Here is a 17,488-nt window from a genome sequence, read left to right as displayed (position 1 = left end):
TGTTTTTGACGAAAGTTAAGTGCCAGAGTACGTTTAAATAACATTAGGTATACCTATGAAAAAGCCCCACCTGATTGGGGTGGGGCTTTAGGTACTCAGTATGCTATACCTTAGTGCTTGAAGTGGCGCACACCAGTCATTACCATCGCCATGCTGTGGGCGTCGCAGTAATCAATTGAGTCTTGGTCTTTGATAGAACCGCCGGGCTGTACCACCGCTTTTATACCTGCTTGGTCCGCGATCTCCACACAATCCGGGAACGGGAAGAAGGCGTCGGAGGCCATCACCGTGTTACTGATGTCGAAGCCAAAGCTCTTGGCTTTCTCAATGGCCTGACGCAGCGCGTCTACACGGGAGGTTTGGCCCACACCGCTCGAGATCATCATTTTGTCGGTGGCCAGCACGATGGTGTTGGACTTCGTGTGCTTGCAAACCTTGGCCGCAAATACCAGCGCCTTTTTCTCTTCGGCAGATGGCTCACGCTTGGTGGCGGTTTTGAAATCGGCTTCTGACTCTGTCTTTAGGTCTTTGTCCTGCTCAATCACGCCGTTTAGGAGTGTCTTGAATTGCTTGGCTGGCAGCTCCACTGGCTTCTGCTTGAGTAGGATGCGGTTTTTCTTGGTGCGCAGTAGCTCCAGTGCGTCAGCATCAAAATTAGGAGCGATCAGTACCTCGAAGAACAGCTTGTTCAACTCCTCAGCAGCACCCATATCGATGGTACGGTTGGCGATGATCACACCACCAAAGGCCGAAACTGGGTCTGTGGATAGGGCAGACAGGTAAGCTTCTTTAATGCTCTCACCCGTAGCGCAACCGCAGGCGTTGGTATGCTTGAGGATAGCTACGGCCGGCTCCTCGAACTCAGCGCCCAGTGCCACGGCAGCGTCCACGTCCACGAGGTTGTTATAAGAAAGCTGCTTGCCGTTCAGTTGCTCAAACAGGTCCTCCAGTTTGCCATAGAAAGTGCCTTGCTGGTGCGGGTTCTCACCGTAGCGCAATGGAGTAGCCTCACGAACGCTCTGTTTGAACACGTTGATGTCCTGCTCTTTGCTCAGGTAGTTGAAGATATGCGTATCGTAGTTGGAAGAAATATCGAACGCCTTGGCTGCGAAACGCTTGCGGTCTGTTAATTCAGTAGCACCGTCTTTTTCTTTCAGCAAGTCTACCACCTCGTCGTATTGCTCGCGCGAAGACACGATCAACACGTCTTGAAAATTCTTGGCTGCCGCTCTGATCAGCGAAATACCGCCAATGTCAATTTTCTCGATCACATCCGCTTCTGATGCGCCTGATGCCACCGTCTCCTCGAATGGGTATAAGTCTACCACTACCAAGTCGATCGGGGGGATCTCGTACTGCTCACGCTCGGCCAGATCGCTCTCGTTGGCACGGCGGTGCAGAATGCCACCGAACACTTTCGGGTGCAGGGTCTTTACGCGGCCACCGAAAATAGACGGATAAGCAGTCAGGTCTTCTACGGCTACTACTTCAGCGCCCTGCTCTTCCATGAAGGCTTGTGTGCCACCAGTAGAGTAGATGGTCACGTTGTGCTGCTTCAGGAGCTCTACGAGTGGCTCGAGGCGGTCTTTGTAGTAAACCGAGATAAGTGCGGATTTGATTTTGACAGATTGCATAGGTATGGGCTATATAATGTGCTAATTTTTTAATGTGCTAATGATGCTGGGCTTATGGCAGTTGCAGCACCAGTTTCTCGACCACCTCGGGTAGGTATTTGTGCTCGAGTTGCAACACACGGGCAGCTAGATCCTCAGGCGTATCCTCGGGGTGCACGGGGCAGCGCTCTTGCAGCACAAACTCACCTTTATCGTACTCCTCGTTCACGCGGTGGATCGTTATACCTGACTCCTTGTCGCCAGCCGATACGACCGCCGTGTGTACATTGAGTCCGTGCATGCCTTTGCCACCGTATTGGGGCAGCAGGGCAGGGTGAATGTTGATAATGCGGTCCGGGAAAGCCTGCAGGAAGTTCTGCGGTACCAGCCACAAGAAACCAGCCAGCACGATCAGATGAGGTTCGAAAGACTGAACTTGCTCCAGTACCTTCTCCGTGTTGTAGAACTCGTCGCGGGAAAATAAAAAAGCCGGGACGTGGAAGGTCTCGGCTCTTTTGAGGGCATACGCTTTCGGGTTGTTGGCAAACAGGGCGGCCACACGAATGTCTGGGTGGTGCTCGAAGTACTCCATCAGGCGCTGTGCGTTGCTGCCCGAACCCGAAGCAAAAATGACTATATTCTTTTTAGCTGCTCGTTCCAAAGTAAGGCTTTGTAATGAAGCTGCAAATATAGCGGGTTTGGCCGTAGAAGCCAGCACCGTTACAGTTTAAAATTGCGGATTATACCTATGGCGAGAAACCTATCGGACTATCTTAAAAGCAAAATAACCATTGCCTGTCGCCATCCAAGTCCTGATCCAGATCGGCAGCATCATCTCCGTGCCACGCGCTGTGGTAATATCACCCAAGTCGATGATGTCTGTCCAGCCGAACTGCTGCAGCATACCTTTTACCTCTTCTTTGGCCTCAGCGCTATTACCGCTCATAAACATGGTTGGGTCGCCACCGCTTTTCTTTGCATCCACCATCACCTCACAGTTCACGATGTTGAGGGTTTTGACCACATTCGCTTCCGGTAACAGCTTCTGGATTTTTTCACCTAGTGAGTTGGTGTTTGAAAGTTCCGGTATAAGCGAGGGTGGCATTCCTTTTGAGAAATCCAGCGGATTGCTGATGTCGATAATGGTTTTGCCTTTGAAGTTTTCTATATCTGCCATCTTAAAAACTTCCAGCGCGGCTTCTCCTTTCGTGCAGTTAAAGATGAGTTCGCCGAACCTGGCAGCGTCTTCAAAAGTACCTGCGGAGGCATTTGCACCATTGGCCTCAACCCAAGCTAGCGCTTTTTCGTTGGTCGCGCTTCGGCTGCCCATCATGACGTTATACCCCAATTTGATGAGTTTGGTGCCGATGGTATTGCCCACCATGCCCGTTCCTAGAACTGCTATATTCTTCATAAGTTGCTGTTTTTTAGTCACTATATAATTTACAGTAGCAAACTTATGTATAGTTGTTTATCTTTGCAATAACTGTCAAACCTGACAGTATGGATTTATTTTAGTTTTTAGTGAGATGATTATACAGGACAGGGAATATGTGTTTGAAATAGGCGAAAAGACCTACCATTGCGCCATGGACGTGACGATGGATTACATCGGTGGCAAATGGAAAACGGTAGTGCTGTGGTACCTGAAAAACAAGACGCTCCGCTTCGGCGAACTGAAAAAGCAAATTCCGGATATCACCGAGAAAATGCTGAGTATCCAGCTGAAGGCATTGGAAGAGGATGGCTTGGTAAAAAGAGAGGTATATCCGGAAGTGCCTTTGCGGGTAGAATACTCCCTGACAGAATTCGGTAAAACGCTGGAACCTGTGCTGGACGCTATCGCGAAGTGGGGCAGAAGCCAAGGGGAGACCAGAGGCCAGTTGAGGGAAGTTAAGTAAGGGGTTTATCGCTTGATCTGAGAGGTATAAATCTTAATCCATCACTGCGACAGCGTCATTTGGTTTTAACACAAATCTGAAGACAAAATGTGAAAAAAAAAGTGAGGCAGCAACCGCTATGTATTCATCAAATAAATTTTCGGCTGGGCTCCCAATTGTCTGAAAATAAAAGGAGTTGGTTATAATTAGACTTAGGCTTATTAAAACTGCCAATAACAACAAGCTTCGCAATAATTCGTTTTTTGGAGCCCTCAATAGTTTATTTCGGATAAATTTATATTCTCTTATAAGGTATTTCCCCAAAAGAGGAGACAAAAATACCAGTGGCAATGCGAATAGTCGCGTTTCTCTTGCCTGAGTGGTTAAAATAACAACTAAGGTGTTAATGATTAATGCCAAAATAAATGCTGTTATATACCTCTTTTCAGTAGTTGAAAGTAATTTTCTGCTGGCATAGCAATACAGTAAATAGGATTGCAAGCCAATAGCTAATATGAAAGAGGCAATTGACTCTACAGTGAATTTTAAGTCGCGGAAATTCCCGAAGAAGTGAGAAAAACGATCTAAGAAGTCCTGCTTGGAAGCTTCCTCAATGTTATTTTTAGAAATAAAGATATACAGGAAAGCTGCATAGATGATTATGGGGACGCTTAAAAAAAATAACCTTTTCAGGTAGAAGGAAGCAGGCTTTTGATAGCTTAAAGATAGGATAGCAAAACTTGGTAAAAGGATTAAACCACTTTCCCGGGTAATTAGACCGAGGCTGAAAAAAAGAACATATAATATCCAGCGGCCATGGAGCAGTGAAATTAGACTTAGAAAAATCAGAAAGTAGTATAGAGGTTCGTCATAACTGTATATAGGCGGGAAAAATGCGAATAGTACACTAAAATTAAGATAAAATAGAGCAATGCTCCACTGTGCCTCTATTTTATTATTCCCTATTAAGATGGAGCAGTAGTAAATAACCATCCCGCATAGAAAGAGAAAGAAGAAGTTAATGACAGTAAAAGATGTGCCTAAGTTAAGTGACGAATAATTGCTAAGCTTTTCAACGAGATAAGTGGTTAGAGGGCGTTTTGCAAAAGCAGGATGTTCTTTATGATAGGTTATAGCAACTGTTAAATAATCATTGGAGATAAAAGGTTTTTCTTCACTTAGGTTTGAAGTCTTTAAATTGATCATGCTATTGGATGATGGCATGACGTGTATGTAAAGGGAAAATAAAGTAAATGCTAAACTTATAATTAGTGCTACTAGGTGTTCTTTCATTCGATTTATCTGCTATCCTGCCTTTTCTAAAAAGTTACCTTCTCTCATTTAATCCTTATCCGGAAACCAGTATTTACTTTTTAATCACGCTTTCATAAATCTCAATCCACTCCTGCGGCGGCAGCTTCGAGGCCAACTCGCCAATCAGCGCCAACGGCACGTGCTCCGGCTTTTTAAAGCGAATACAACTTTTGCCCATATCCAGCTTGGTTTTGCTGTGCTTGGGGTATTCGGCTTTAAACCAATTCAGCAAATCTTCATTGGCATACATGCCCATGTGGTAGATGACAATGTGGTTCTTCTGTGAGGCGATACTCATAAAAGGCAGCGGCTGTTTCGGGTCGCAGTGGTATCCGGCCGGGTATAAGGTATGCGGCACTGCGTAGCCCATCATTCCATAACCCATCACTTCCTCAAAACCTTCGGGCAGGTTTTCGAGAATTACTTCTCTCAAGGCAGTCATGATTGGCTGGCGCTCTTCAGGCAGTTCAGCTATGTATAACTCGGGTGTTGGGGCGGTCGATTGCATAGGGATGAATAAAGTCAAGCTTTCAAAAGTAATTAATTCTCAGGCTTAGTATCCTAGCTATTGGAGAGATGTTTGATGTCGTTCTGAAAATGTAGTCTTGCAGTGGAGCAATAACCCATGCTGTTTTAATACCAGTATTTTTCAATAGCAACAGCTACGCCATCTTCTACACTTTTGAGTGTAATCTCATTGGCTATTGCTTTTACTTCTTCGCGGGCATTTCCTACGGCTATACCCATTCCCACAGCCTGTAGCATGTCGATGTCGTTGTAGTTGTCGCCGAAAGCCATTACCTCCTGCATGCTAATGTTAAAACGATCGTTCAGCAGCAACTCCAGCGCGGTGGCTTTGGAAATGGCGCGCGGAGCAATCTCGAGGTAAGTGTCTTTCGAGCGATAGGCGTGCACTTGGTCGGCAAAGTTACTTGTCAGTTCGTTTTGTAAGACGTCGATTTCATCGGCAGGACCCATGCACATAACTTTATGCGCGCCTGTTTCTGACTGATGCCAGCTTTGAAGTATGCGCTTCAGCTCAGCTTGCTCGGGGTTTACTTTGGTATTGTTCTTTTCACGTTCAGCCCAGAAATCGAATGCAGGCACATACCAGTTGTCTTGTGCATACAAACTCACATGCAGGTCAGTGCCTTGCGCAAAGTCGTGTATGGTTTGGCAAACCGTAGCGGGAATCTGTACCGAGTCCAATGGCAAAGCCTCTGTTTTACCGTCCTCGAAATAGATGACGTAGCCACCGTTGAAGCAGATAAGCGGATGATGCATTATGTCGAGCTCCTGCTGCAGATGGCGCATGGCGGCTGGCATACGCGATGAGGCCAGTATAACAGGTATGTCTTTGTCTAAACTCTTGATAGTTTGAATAGTGCGCTGTGATAGCTGACGGTCGCTGTTAAGCAAAGTGCCGTCTATATCGGTGCAGATAGCTCGGAATTTCATGCAGGGGTATGATAGCTGGTAAAAAGCTGCAAGTTACAGGTATAGCCTCCAAAAAGCTAATGAAATCAGGAGCTAGGCTGCTGCTTCGCCTTCAGCGACCACGTAAACCGGAACTCCGCCACTTTGTCGCCGCTCTGGTCCGTGCCAATGCTGGTGGCAACCACTGTTACACCGGTGCCGGTGGCTTTGGTCTGGTCTGCTGCTGCCTTGATAGTAGGCCCGTCCTCACAGGTGAAGGTGATCTTGCCCACTGCTTTTTTGGTGAAGTCCCCCTCCATGTGCACCACCAGCATCGATACGGCCGGATCAGATTTATAGGTCTGAGCCATGCAAAGCAAGCCTGTAGACAACTCAGCGGCCATACTTAGGCTGGCAAAGTAGATGGATCCGAAGGGGTTTTTGTTGAGATACTTGTAGGGGATTGTCACCTCGGCCCGTTCCTCTGAAATGGAGCGTACCCGCAGGTCGGCCATGTAGGCCATGGGTAGCTTGGCCAGCATAAATAAGCGCAGCTTGTTAGGGGAAGTGGCAAGTTTTCGGAACAGGTCGGGAGGGGAGAGGACAGAGGCGGCCATAGCAATCGTTTTGGTTATAAATAGTGCTTACGGTATAAAGTGGGTATCAGGTATGCGCAACTAGTAAAGGCTGTACCTATACCTTATCAAGCTGCCTAGTCTGTCTTGAACAGGTTTTGCAGACACCCTGCGCTGAAAAGTGCATTTCTTGTACCTGATAGCCGTCGGGCATGCGCAGCGCCGGTATGTGCACCTCGTTGATGCAATAAGTCTGGCCACAGACGGTGCAGCTAAAGTGTATGTGGTTGTCGTGGTGCTGGTGCTGGGGACAGGCCTCTTTACAGAGGGCATACTTCACCGCGCCGCTGCCATCCTTTATGCTGTGCAGCAGACCCTTTTCCTCAAATGAGTGGAGCGTACGGTAAAGCGTGACGCGGTCATACTGTTTGCCAAATTGTTGCTCAATGGTGGCGTGTGCCAGTGCATGCTGGTTTTCCAAAAACAGGTTGAGTACATCGGTGCGGCATTTGGTTTTGCGCAGGCCGTAGTTTTGAAGAATTTGGTGAAGTTTGTTCATAGGGTTTTGGGAAAGTATAGCTACCCGCTTCGCAGCGTCTTGTTTATAGGTGGCCTTTTGCATGATATGTAAATATCGAAAATCAGATTGATAATGCAAGGGCACTTGCAGGCAGGTAAAGTGTACGACGCATTGGGGCGTACTATGATAGCATTGGGTGATGTGCTGAGCTCGTCGAAGGGTTCTAATTTATTAAAGTGATCAGAGACACAGAAATGGCTGACGACCGGTTTATAGTGCGCTAGGTATAGTGTGCTTTGAATGGAATGGGCTGGCCTAAATACCTAGGCCAGCCTTTTCATTGAGCTACTGGTTGAGCAAGAGCATGGAGAGTATACCTGTCAGCATGATGAGCTTTCCTAAATTGCTCAGAAAAGTGAAGTCACGCTTTCTGTCGGCTCGCACTAGTTTTACGATCATCCAAATGCTGGGGATCAAGACAAAAAGAATCATGTATACATCAAAACCTAAGTCCGTAACCGGATGGAGGATAACCAACAATAGGAAAGCTTGAAATAGGGCAATGATGGGGTATAGCACATACTTGGCACGACGCATCCCGAGCACAATGGGCAGTGTGCGACAGTCGAAAGACGCATCGCCACGCACATCCTCCATGTCTTTGATAATCTCTCGGATCAGCGAAATCAGAAAAGCGAACACAGCGTAGCTGATGGTGATTTTATTCAGCTTGCCCGCATACACAGCCACCACCAGCAGCATCGAGGCCCCTAAAAGCGCAATGACGACATTACCAATAAGGGGCATCTTTTTGAAGCGGGCCGAGTAACCCCAAAGCAACAGCACGGCGCCAAGATTGATCAGACCCACCGCAATCGACAGCCAGAAGCCCAGCGCCACCCCAATAAATGACAGCACCATGTGTGTAAACATGGCAGGACGCCTGCGGATGGATTTGCCCACCACCACCCGTTCAGGCTTATTAATAGCGTCAATTTTGACGTCGTAATAGTCATTGATGATGTAGCCTGCCGCCGCCACACATACCGTGGCTAGGGTAAGTACGAGGAAGCCAAGCTCGGTAATGCGCGCCCACTCCACACCCGGACTCAACAGACTGGCCTGCACTAATGCTTGGCTCAGGATGATGAGCATTAAATTGGGGAATCGGATCAGGTATAGGAATTCTTTCAAGACAGGGTAACAGGTAAAGCCCAAGCAAAGTTAAAGCGCCTTAGCGGTACAGCAAGCTGTGGGCATAAAAAAACCCCTTGCAAGGAAGGGGTTTTTTTATGCGGTGTAGAGTAGAATCAGATTCTTTGCACGTTTACCGCATTGATTCCTTTTTTACCTTCCTGTGTGTCGAAAACCACACGGTCGTGCTGCTGTATCTGTAAACCGTTTAGGCCTGTAACATGCACGAAGAAATCCTCATTCGTTTCGTCTTCGGTAATAAAACCGAAGCCTTTTGACTCAATAAAGAACTTTACTTTTCCTGTCTTCATAAAAATGAAAATAAATAATTTTGAATAAACTGTCTGTAAGATTAAAAATAATTTATATATATGCAAACTTTTATGTAAAAGAAATCTGCTATTTGATTTGAGAAAAGTATAATACCAGTTACCAAGTATCCTGCACCTTCATGATTTTCTCAATCAACTCGCGCACAGCACCCTTACCTCCGTCTTTGGTTGACACAAAGGTGCACACCTCCCGTATATCATCGGCGGCATCGGCAGGACAGGCTCTTAATCCGCAACGCTGCATGGCCTCCAAATCAGGCATATCATCACCCATGTAAGCTACCGTAGCCGGATGGATGCCCTGCATGTAGAGGTAATTCTCCAAAGTTTCCACTTTGTCGTCAGCTCCCAAGAAGATATCCTCTATTTCAAGTTCCTCTAACCGCACACGCACTCCGGGCTCATTTTTAGCGGAAATGATGGCCACATGGTAGCCTTGGCGAATGGCGTGTTTAATGGCAAAGCCGTCTTTGATGTTGAAGGCCCTCACCTTTTCACCATCTGCGAAAACATAGAGAGAACCGTCAGTCAATACGCCGTCTACATCAAAAACGAATGTGTTAATGCGAGTAAGGTCTGGTTGTGTTATAGACATAGTTATAAGCAAAAAAGGCCCTCTCATCAGAAAGGACCTTTAAAAATATATATTTAATTTAATATAATGAATTTTTAGTGACGTATTACCTCTTAGTCTTGGTTGTCACGCCACTCGTATACCCAAGCCGCTTGGATCTGCTCCAAGTGCCCTTCGTTAGACTCCTCGCGTTTTCCAACGAAGTTAGGGAGCGACAGCACCCAATCTAGCAGCTCAGTAAAACGAACACGGTATATTTTCGACTCGTTGAAATCATCACCAAACTTCTCGTACAGGGCCATGGCTATATCTTCATAGTCATTCCAGTGAATAGGCGGTTCATAATTCTTATCCATATCTTTTACAGTAATCAATGATCAGTTATCATTAAACAGTTTATACTTATAATTGGAAATCAAAGGCATACGATGCATCTAATTTCGCCATTTGGTTTAGTGGCCCAAGAAGTCTTGTGGCGGAATAGTAACCACAACATCTTCGTTGCCCTGCACCACGCACTGGCAGCCCAGCCGGGAGTTGATGCGCGGGTCAACAGCGCGGTCAATGTAATCCTCTTCTTTATCGGAAATTTCAGGCAGGTCGTCCATGCCGGACTCGATGTATACATGGCAGGTGCTGCAGCCACACACGCCGCCGCAGTTATGCTGCAGTTTGATGTCGTTATTAAGCGCCACGTCCAGCACCGATTCTCCCTCCACAGCGGGAAGGACTTGATCCGGTGAGCCGTCAGCGAATTTAAAAGTTATATTTACAATTTTCATGAGTCTTGCTATTTACGGTGCAAAGTTATGAAACCCGCCCCCCGATTCAAAGCCGAGCATTCTATACCTTCATCGGATTACAAACAAGACGAAATACCAATAGGTTACGGTTGTGGTTTTTGAGGGTGCTGAGCCTGTATACTCTGGGTGAGTAATCGGTACAGAACTTGGTAAAGCGGCTGATCTGCTAGCATATGCAGATGGGCGTCTATCACGTTCTGGTCATGACGTATTGCGGGACCGGTCTGTACTCGGAAAGGGTGCTGCAGCATCGCTTTGGCAATGGTTTCCTGTATGAGCGGCTGAAGCAGCGTGTCGGGAAGTTGGGCTTGTTGCAGTAGTTCTCGGCTTATACCCAACAGGTGATTCGTAAAATTACAGGCGAAGACCGCGGCAAGGTGCAATTGTTTTCTCTTGTCGGAATCTACGCGGTGCACCTCACTCGAAACAGTACTGGCTACTTCTTGCAAAGCGCGTAAAGTCAGTTCATCTTCAGCCTCCAGTAGTATTGGTATAGTTCTGAAGTCTACAGGTTTGGATTTTGAGAAGGTTTGCAATGGATAGAACACGCCTGCTCGCGCACCTTTAATTCCCTGTAATACCTCTAACGGTTGAGAACCTGAAGTATGAGCTACAATTGTGCCGCTGGGTACTTTGAGATTAGCCGCTACACTTGCAAGAGCCGAATCAGGCACTGCAATCAGGACCAGTTCAGCCTCCACCTGAGTCAGGTCAAGTGTTGAGATGGGTGTGGTAGGAGGCAGTTGCTGGGCCAAATCATGTCGTGTTGCTTCTGTGGGGCTGTATACTGCCACGATCTCATGTCCGGCTTGGTGCAGCGCCTTACCTAAGTGCCAAGCTACATTTCCTGCTCCAATGAGGGCTGTTTTCATGGGGTTGATTTGTGTTGGGTAGTGACTTCTTGGTATAAATTTATAAGCTGTGGAATAACCACCTTTTTTGAAAACCTATTTAAGAAGTCCTGACGAATTAAGGCTGAGTTATATTTGCTAATATTTTCTATCATATATTGTAATACTTCAGCTAATGCTAAGGGATTATTCTTCTCAACAAGTAATCCATTTAAATCATTTACTATAGTTTCAGGTCCTCCGCACTTGGTTGCGATTATGGGCTTACCACATGCCAGTGCTTCAATATAAACTATTCCAAAAGATTCATAATGACTAGTTAGTACAAACGCATCACATTTTTGATATTCCTGTAGAGCTTCTTCTCGGCAGAGCTCACCTAACCATTCAATGCTTTTCGATATTCGTAAGTTCTCGGCTAGTTGTATATATTCTTTCGCTTTTGGTCCTGTTCCGCCAATGCGAAGAATTATATCTACTCCAGTATCAAGTATAATTTTAGTGCCGAGAAGGAGGTCTTCTATTCCTTTACCCTCCACAAGCCGTGTAAAAGCAAAAAACGTAAAAGTGGAACCCCTTTTAGTTAATCGATGTGCTGGTTGAAAATAATCTTCATCAACAAAATTAGGTATGGTAACTATGTTCGGAATCCATTGCTGCTCCATCATTCTTTTTTGAAATGGGCTTACAGCAATGTTTTTAACAGAAGCTAGATAAGGGGATTTATGAAACTCCGTCAGCACACCATACTTATTGGTAGTATAAGGGCTTGGAAAAGGCCCCATGCGTTCAGTGAGACAAAATGGAATATTAGTTTGCTTGGAAACTTCAAGGGCAATATTTCCAGCCGGATGCCCTACTTGTGCATGGATTAGTTGTACAGGACCGAAGTCACGTTCAAAAGCTTTGAAATTCTTAAGATTTGCTTTCACTATGCTTTTGAAATTACCATCAAATATTTTCCTGCTCCAAGTAAATGCTGGGGTGTGGTATTCTTTCAAATTCGGTGCTTTTGGAATTGTAAAGCTTTGTTTAGCAACTGTCAACTTTAGTAAATTCTTGAAATGATCACTTGCGTATAGGAGAAAGCGGCTGTCCATTTGCCCCCATACGCTTATTCCGATATTGATTGCAGTATTAGCTTTACAGAGGGCTTCGTATTGTTCCACTATCATTATACCTGTCACAGGATAATCTTGTGACGGATACCAAGAAGGTATAACAAATACATTCATCATAATGCGGTTTATTTAAGCCAAGCTTTTGGGATATAGCTAATGAACAAATAAGGCAGGCTTTTCAAAAGCCTGCCTTACAAATCTAATACAATTAAACACTTTACGCTACCTGCGCCTTGCGTTCTTCCTTCATCTTAGGCGCTTTCCCTTCACCACCATTTCCTTCTTTATTGCGGCGCAAAATTGCCATTACAAAGCCAATAGACATGATGATGGTGCCGATCCAGAGAATATTCACGAATGGCTTCTCCATCGCTTTCAGGATGATATAATCCTTCTGCGTTACATTCACACCAATTTTGAACTTGTGGTTTTCCGTGTCGATGTTTAGGAAGGTAATACGTATACCTAGGTCTTCGATTACTTCCGGTACGCGGCCCATCATCTGGTCTTTGATCATCAGCACCGGGTGAGCATGGTAGTTTTTGCGCTCGCCCATGATCTTCATGGCGGCCTGCACGGCTACATCGCCCTCGGCTAACTGTACGCCCGGAACTTGCTCTATTTGTTCAATGCCGTTGAAGATGGCAATGTAATCGTTGATTACGATCGTGTCACCAGCAGAAACTTCATACTCCTGCAGTTCGCCCCAGTCCTTCTCTTCGTTAGGGTCTGGCACAGTGGATACGTGGGTATACAGGTCTTTTCCAGCAAAGTGCTTGATGTCAGGAGAGGCGAGGAGGCCCATGTTCGGGTTTACCTGTGCTCTAGGGTATAGCACAAAGTTTTCCTTTTCGCTTTCGTAGCTCACTTCGTAGTAAGTGTTCTCTGGAGAAACAAGCTCTAATGTGTCACCTGTCTGGAAGTATACCTTGTCCTTTACCTGAATATTACCACGGGCGATGGCCGTGTACATATCGTCGGTTTGGTACAAAAGCTCTTTATTTACATAACCCGGAACGCCTTTCACTTCTTGGAACTGACCATGATAGCTTACTTTGAAGCGGTCCATCTGCACCGGGGTGTTGCGCCACAGGAGTACGTTGTCGCGGTTAATCTCGTCAGGGAACTCGCGTGAATAGAGCAGACCTGAGTTGTTCTGTGAAATGATGTTGGAGTAACCTGAAGAGAATAGGATGCCGATCAGCATCAACGCTATACCTATGTGTGCTACGGCACCACCTGACAGCGTAATCTTCTTCTGCAGCAAACCAAGTATGATGCTGAAGTTGGCAAACACCGCGAAGAGCGATACTACAAATAACAGGATGTAGACTGGGTTATCAAGCTTAAAAGTGAAGATATCAAACTTGTTAGACAGGATGATCACCAAGCTGGCAAATAGCAGCGTGAGCATCAACGGCATGGTGATGGCATCCTTGAAGCTCTTCTTGTTCGCCTTTTTCCACCACAGCAGCTGACCTATACCTGTCAGGATAGCGATGGCAACACCTGCCCACAACTGAAACTTGGTGTAGTGTGCAATCTGGTCGGCAGGCAGGGCAGCGTTTGACTCTATACCGATAAAGCCAAGGAAAGCATTGTATACAGGTATAGAAGTAGTTACGAGTACTTGGAAAGCAGCCAAGCAAAGCACAGCGGCGCCAATAAATACCCAGAACTCAGCGCTGTAAGTAGAAAGCTCTTTCTCTGTTGTCGGGATTTTCTTCCAGTTGTACACTAACAGTCCGATGGCGAGCACTATAAAGGCCATCATATAGGTGAACAGCTGTCCAGACAGACCTAGGTCAGTGAAAGAGTGCACGGAGGCGTTGCCCAGAATACCGCTTCGTGTCAGGAAAGTCGCATATAGAATCAGGACAAAAGAGGTGATTACCAAGATGAACGTAGCGCGCAGCCCTTGCTTGCTGCGGCGATAAGCGATCATGGTATGGATACCGCCCACCAGCACGAGCCACGGAATGTATACTGCGTTCTCAACTGGGTCCCAGTTCCAGTAACCACCGAAGTTCAGCGTTTCATAAGCCCAGTAAGCACCCATCATGATACCGATACCCAGCGTTACGGCCGCAAAGTGTGACCATGGCAGCGCAGGACGGATCCACTCGCTGAACTGGCCTTTCCAAAGACCTGCAATGGCGAAAGCAAACGGAACAAGCGAAGCAGCATAGCCCAAGAACAAGGTTGGCGGGTGAATCACCATCCAATAGTTCTGCAAAAGCGGGTTCAGGCCGGTACCATCAGCTGGCTTAAAGTTCGGGTCCATGGCAAACACAGGAGCGTCGGCCATAAAGTCGCGCATGAGGATAAAAGGAGAGGAGCCCAGCTTGAAATCGCCGATCACCACACCCAGAATCATAGAGGAGATGAAGATTTGAACAAAAGAGAAGATGGCCATTACAGGCGCTTCCCACTGTTTGTTCTTCTTGCCGGCGTTCATCAGCACCACGCCCAAGGCCACGTGCCAGAACATCCAAAGCAGGAACGAACCTTCCTGACCTTCCCAGAAACAGGAGATCATGTAGTGAACAGGCAAGTGGTTAGACGAGTGGCTCCAAGCGTAATAGTACTCGTAGCGGTGCTCGTAAATAATGTTGAAAAGGCTGAAGATAATGGCCACTACCGCTATCGCGTGCACATAAAAGGCACCACGTGCCAGTTTGCGCCAAGTGGTGTCGCCGCTCTCTTCGGTTTTCTGGCGCGCGGCCATAAAATAAGCATATGAGGCTACGATGGCCGCTACAAAAGCTACAATCACACTGGCGTGGCCAAAGTCTCCGATTAGCGTATTAATCATTTCTGACAGTTAAAAGTGTAAAGTTAAAAGCTATGAGTTGTGCGGTATTAAGAGTGTTGGCTCTTAACTCTCAACCCTTAACTTATTTATAGGCCTGCGGTGTTGGTTTGGATTTCGTTCTCCGTGTACTTAGACGGACACTTGAGGAGTATCTTGTCGGCCACGAACACTTCGTTTTGCATGTTGCCCGTGATCACAACCTGCTCAGAGCGCTCAAAGTCCTGCGGTTTCGGGTTGAAGTAGACCACGCGCTGTTCGAAGCGGTTCGTGTCCACAAGGGTGAAGGCAAAGTAGTTCGGGTCTTTCATCGGTTCATAGTGCATGCCTACGATGTGACCTTGGTCGTCTTTTTTGAGGCGTCCTACCACGTGTACTTTGGTGGAGTTGCCGTCTTTGGCCAGCTCAATGGCATCGCCAAATGAAACGTAGGTGCTCGCGTCGCCAGCCGTGGTCATGATGATGCCAATGGCCATGGCGATGACGATAATGCCGATGATGTGTGACTTTTTCATCTTTATCTGAGGTATAAATACTCTGTTTCTGTTAGCCTAACACACGACAAGACGTTTTAAATCCATCGTAAATAGGGATATTTATCATTTTTTGGCCCAGTGGAGCAAAAAAGAAATTAGCGGTTCACGTACTCGTCTTTCAGCTGCTTTTCCAGTCGGCCTACCTTGCGGTCGAGGGCAATCAGGTAGAACAGCACGCCTGCCAGCACGGTAAGCAGCACAGCTACCACCACGTAGATTTTGCCGTCTTGGCGCAGGCTATCGGCCATTTCAATGTTTTGCTGCGGAGCCGATGAGAACTCCACCATTTGGTCCTGTGCCATAGCTGGCTCAAAGGCGAACAACACGCCGAGCATAAAGCAGCAAATAGCCAGTATTCTAAACATTTTCATATATGCGTTGTCTCAGTATTTCAAATCTTGATTTCACGTTCACGATCCAGATGCCAAGCAGCGTCCAACCCAACACGGCAGGGTAAAACACCAGTCGCAGGCTACTGTCGAGGTCGTAAGCGTTAAAGCCGGGGTTGCCACCATTGCCCGGGTGAAGCGAGTCTGTAAGGCGGGGCAGTATGAACAGTAAAGGGATAAGAGCCGCGAAAGCGAAGATGTTGTACACAGCGCTGATGCGGGCGCGTTGCTGTTGCTCGGCAAAAGAGCTGCGCAGCACGAGGTAGGCAAAGTAAATCAGCAGGCCAATGGCCGCACCGTTCTGTTTCGGGTCGTTGCTCCAGTACTCACCCCACGTAAACTTGGCCCACTCCATACCTGTCACAATACCCAATACACCGAACAGGATACCCACCTTGGCTGCTTCGTGTGCGATGATATCGTTTTTGATGCTCGGCTTGCGCAGGTATTTGATGGAGTACACCACCGATACCAGCAGGATAAGAATCATCCCAAACCACATCGGCACGTGGAAGTATAGGTTACGAATAGTCTCGTTGAGGATAGCCAGTCGGGGAACATCCGACAACATACCCACCGCCACGGTAAACACCAGCAGCAGCACAGTCAGTATTTTCCACCAGTTCTTCTTCATGTTCCTTCTTCTCTTCTTAATGATGGAAGCCAGCCTGCGCCGTGTTCCATTCTCTCTTTTTATTCCTAACAGTTTTGTTGCTCAAATTGTCGCAAACCTGCGCAGGAACTGTATTTAATTTTCGTCAGCTCAGTTGCTTATGCCTTGTTTTCTGTTGGCTATACCTTGCGTATTGGGCCATGCCTTACGAACGCCAAAGGTACGGGAACAAAATATAAGAAACAGTGACAACGATCATGTTTATGGCAAGCAAAGTAAGTAGTTCGTCGAGGCTGGCAGCCCGCTCCAGTCCGTCCATGGCGTTTTTGGACATCTTAATGAGCATGAGCAGCATGGGTACAATCACCGGGAAGCTTAGTACCGCCATGAGTGTGCTACTGTTGGCGGCCTTGGACGCTATACCTGAAATCATGGTGAGGGAGGTCGAGAAACCGATGGCTCCTAACAGAATGCTGAGCAGGAACATCGGAATATCCTGCACGGGATTACCCAGCACGAAGGCGTAGAACACAAAGCAGATGAGCGCCAGCACCAACATGAGGCAGGCGTTGTAGAGGATCTTGGCCAGAATAATACCCTGCGGACTCACGATGGAGTAGAAATAGAGCAGCCGACCGCGGTTCTCCTGCATAAAGCTCTTGGCAATCGCATTGACTGACGTGAACAGCAGGATGATCCAGAACAAAGCATTCCAAACGGGCACTTGCAGGGCATTCGAGCGGAGCCCGAAGCTCAGGTAGCAGACGAACACCGTGCTACTGACATAGAGCAGCATGCCGTTGAAAGCATACTTTTGCCGCCACTCCAGCAGGAAATCCTTCTGCATTAGGTATATAACTTCTTTGAACAGCACCTTCGTATTTTTGCGCAAAGGTACGACACAAATTGTATAATTGCTAAAGTGGGGGTTGGGGAGGTATGAGT

The 17,488-nt window shown here is 47.0% G+C and carries 21 protein-coding genes; 1 reads left to right on the top strand and 20 read right to left on the bottom strand.

From position 1 onward, the window contains the following. Nucleotides 1-110 precede the first annotated feature (110 nt). The 3 genes from purH to Q1A04_RS11020 all read right to left on the bottom strand — a co-directional run bounded on the left by purH (nucleotide 111) and on the right by Q1A04_RS11020 (nucleotide 3,027). Nucleotides 111-1,634: a bifunctional phosphoribosylaminoimidazolecarboxamide formyltransferase/IMP cyclohydrolase gene (gene purH, locus Q1A04_RS11030; RefSeq protein ID WP_299705400.1), complete on the bottom strand. Its 1,524-nt coding sequence runs from the start codon at nucleotides 1,632-1,634 to the stop codon at nucleotides 111-113. 52 nt (nucleotides 1,635-1,686) lie between these two features. Beyond that, the gene (gene purN / locus Q1A04_RS11025) at nucleotides 1,687-2,274 is read right to left on the bottom strand and encodes a phosphoribosylglycinamide formyltransferase (protein WP_299705397.1); all 588 of its coding nucleotides are present in this window, start codon (nucleotides 2,272-2,274) and stop codon (nucleotides 1,687-1,689) included. A 99-nt stretch (nucleotides 2,275-2,373) separates the two neighbouring features. Further along, the gene (locus Q1A04_RS11020; RefSeq protein WP_299705394.1) at nucleotides 2,374-3,027 is read right to left on the bottom strand and encodes an NAD(P)-binding domain-containing protein; all 654 of its coding nucleotides are present in this window, start codon (nucleotides 3,025-3,027) and stop codon (nucleotides 2,374-2,376) included. Nucleotides 3,028-3,142: 115 nt separating this feature from the next. Between Q1A04_RS11020 and Q1A04_RS11015 the strand changes: the two genes are divergently transcribed. Next, nucleotides 3,143-3,514: a helix-turn-helix domain-containing protein gene (locus Q1A04_RS11015; RefSeq protein ID WP_366943859.1), complete on the top strand. Its 372-nt coding sequence runs from the start codon at nucleotides 3,143-3,145 to the stop codon at nucleotides 3,512-3,514. Nucleotides 3,515-3,547: 33 nt separating this feature from the next. Here the strand turns inward: Q1A04_RS11015 and Q1A04_RS11010 are convergent, their stop codons facing one another. From Q1A04_RS11010 to Q1A04_RS10930, 17 genes are all read right to left on the bottom strand, one after another. Then, entirely contained in the window at nucleotides 3,548-4,786 is a 1,239-nt protein-coding gene (locus tag Q1A04_RS11010; RefSeq protein WP_299705391.1) for a hypothetical protein, read from the bottom strand. A 73-nt stretch (nucleotides 4,787-4,859) separates the two neighbouring features. Then, on the bottom strand, nucleotides 4,860-5,315 hold the full coding sequence (locus Q1A04_RS11005; protein WP_299705388.1) for a DUF1801 domain-containing protein: 456 nt from the start codon (nucleotides 5,313-5,315) through the stop codon (nucleotides 4,860-4,862). A gap of 125 nt (nucleotides 5,316-5,440) precedes the next feature. Continuing rightward, complete coding sequence (locus Q1A04_RS11000) at nucleotides 5,441-6,265, bottom strand: Cof-type HAD-IIB family hydrolase (RefSeq protein ID WP_299705385.1); 825 nt, start codon at nucleotides 6,263-6,265, stop codon at nucleotides 5,441-5,443. A gap of 65 nt (nucleotides 6,266-6,330) precedes the next feature. Further along, the gene (locus tag Q1A04_RS10995) at nucleotides 6,331-6,840 is read right to left on the bottom strand and encodes a DUF4442 domain-containing protein (RefSeq protein WP_299705383.1); all 510 of its coding nucleotides are present in this window, start codon (nucleotides 6,838-6,840) and stop codon (nucleotides 6,331-6,333) included. Nucleotides 6,841-6,916: 76 nt separating this feature from the next. After that, nucleotides 6,917-7,357 carry a transcriptional repressor gene (locus tag Q1A04_RS10990; RefSeq protein WP_299705381.1) on the bottom strand — a complete coding sequence of 147 codons (441 nt, stop codon included), beginning with the start codon at nucleotides 7,355-7,357 and terminating at the stop codon, nucleotides 6,917-6,919. A 306-nt stretch (nucleotides 7,358-7,663) separates the two neighbouring features. Beyond that, the gene (locus Q1A04_RS10985; RefSeq protein WP_299705379.1) at nucleotides 7,664-8,512 is read right to left on the bottom strand and encodes a geranylgeranylglycerol-phosphate geranylgeranyltransferase; all 849 of its coding nucleotides are present in this window, start codon (nucleotides 8,510-8,512) and stop codon (nucleotides 7,664-7,666) included. Between the two features lie 116 nt (nucleotides 8,513-8,628). Continuing rightward, complete coding sequence (locus Q1A04_RS10980) at nucleotides 8,629-8,823, bottom strand: cold-shock protein (RefSeq protein WP_299705377.1); 195 nt, start codon at nucleotides 8,821-8,823, stop codon at nucleotides 8,629-8,631. 118 nt (nucleotides 8,824-8,941) lie between these two features. Continuing rightward, nucleotides 8,942-9,439 carry an HAD family hydrolase gene (locus Q1A04_RS10975; RefSeq protein WP_299705375.1) on the bottom strand — a complete coding sequence of 166 codons (498 nt, stop codon included), beginning with the start codon at nucleotides 9,437-9,439 and terminating at the stop codon, nucleotides 8,942-8,944. 92 nt (nucleotides 9,440-9,531) lie between these two features. Beyond that, complete coding sequence (iscX, locus tag Q1A04_RS10970) at nucleotides 9,532-9,774, bottom strand: Fe-S cluster assembly protein IscX (protein WP_007652365.1); 243 nt, start codon at nucleotides 9,772-9,774, stop codon at nucleotides 9,532-9,534. Nucleotides 9,775-9,870: 96 nt separating this feature from the next. Continuing rightward, on the bottom strand, nucleotides 9,871-10,200 hold the full coding sequence (locus tag Q1A04_RS10965) for a 2Fe-2S iron-sulfur cluster-binding protein (RefSeq protein WP_299705370.1): 330 nt from the start codon (nucleotides 10,198-10,200) through the stop codon (nucleotides 9,871-9,873). 104 nt (nucleotides 10,201-10,304) lie between these two features. After that, the gene (locus tag Q1A04_RS10960) at nucleotides 10,305-11,093 is read right to left on the bottom strand and encodes a Rossmann-like and DUF2520 domain-containing protein (protein WP_299705368.1); all 789 of its coding nucleotides are present in this window, start codon (nucleotides 11,091-11,093) and stop codon (nucleotides 10,305-10,307) included. Continuing rightward, a complete protein-coding gene (locus Q1A04_RS10955; protein ID WP_299705366.1) occupies nucleotides 11,090-12,310 on the bottom strand; it encodes a glycosyltransferase family 4 protein in 1,221 nt (406 codons plus the stop codon). The genes Q1A04_RS10960 and Q1A04_RS10955 overlap by 4 nt, the downstream gene beginning before the upstream one ends. A gap of 100 nt (nucleotides 12,311-12,410) precedes the next feature. Beyond that, nucleotides 12,411-15,008, bottom strand: a complete 2,598-nt coding sequence (gene ccsA / locus Q1A04_RS10950; RefSeq protein ID WP_299705364.1) for a cytochrome c biogenesis protein CcsA — start codon at nucleotides 15,006-15,008, stop codon at nucleotides 12,411-12,413. 86 nt (nucleotides 15,009-15,094) lie between these two features. Beyond that, nucleotides 15,095-15,520: a cytochrome c maturation protein CcmE gene (locus Q1A04_RS10945; protein WP_299705362.1), complete on the bottom strand. Its 426-nt coding sequence runs from the start codon at nucleotides 15,518-15,520 to the stop codon at nucleotides 15,095-15,097. 116 nt (nucleotides 15,521-15,636) lie between these two features. Continuing rightward, nucleotides 15,637-15,906, bottom strand: coding sequence for a CcmD family protein (locus tag Q1A04_RS10940; RefSeq protein WP_299705360.1), 270 nt, complete (start codon nucleotides 15,904-15,906; stop codon nucleotides 15,637-15,639). Next, a complete protein-coding gene (gene ccsA / locus Q1A04_RS10935; RefSeq protein WP_299705358.1) occupies nucleotides 15,899-16,564 on the bottom strand; it encodes a cytochrome c biogenesis protein CcsA in 666 nt (221 codons plus the stop codon). Before ccsA (Q1A04_RS10935) ends, Q1A04_RS10940 begins: the two co-directional genes overlap by 8 nt. Before the next feature lie 184 nt (nucleotides 16,565-16,748). After that, nucleotides 16,749-17,390 (bottom strand): heme exporter protein CcmB, encoded by a 642-nt coding sequence (locus Q1A04_RS10930; RefSeq protein ID WP_191184197.1) that lies wholly within the window; start codon nucleotides 17,388-17,390, stop codon nucleotides 16,749-16,751. Nucleotides 17,391-17,488 lie beyond the last annotated feature (98 nt).

Source organism: uncultured Pontibacter sp. (assembly GCF_947499215.1).
Taxonomy (GTDB): domain Bacteria; phylum Bacteroidota; class Bacteroidia; order Cytophagales; family Hymenobacteraceae; genus Pontibacter.
Note: the sequence above shows the minus strand (reverse complement) of the source record. Positions and strands in the feature narration are given on the sequence as shown.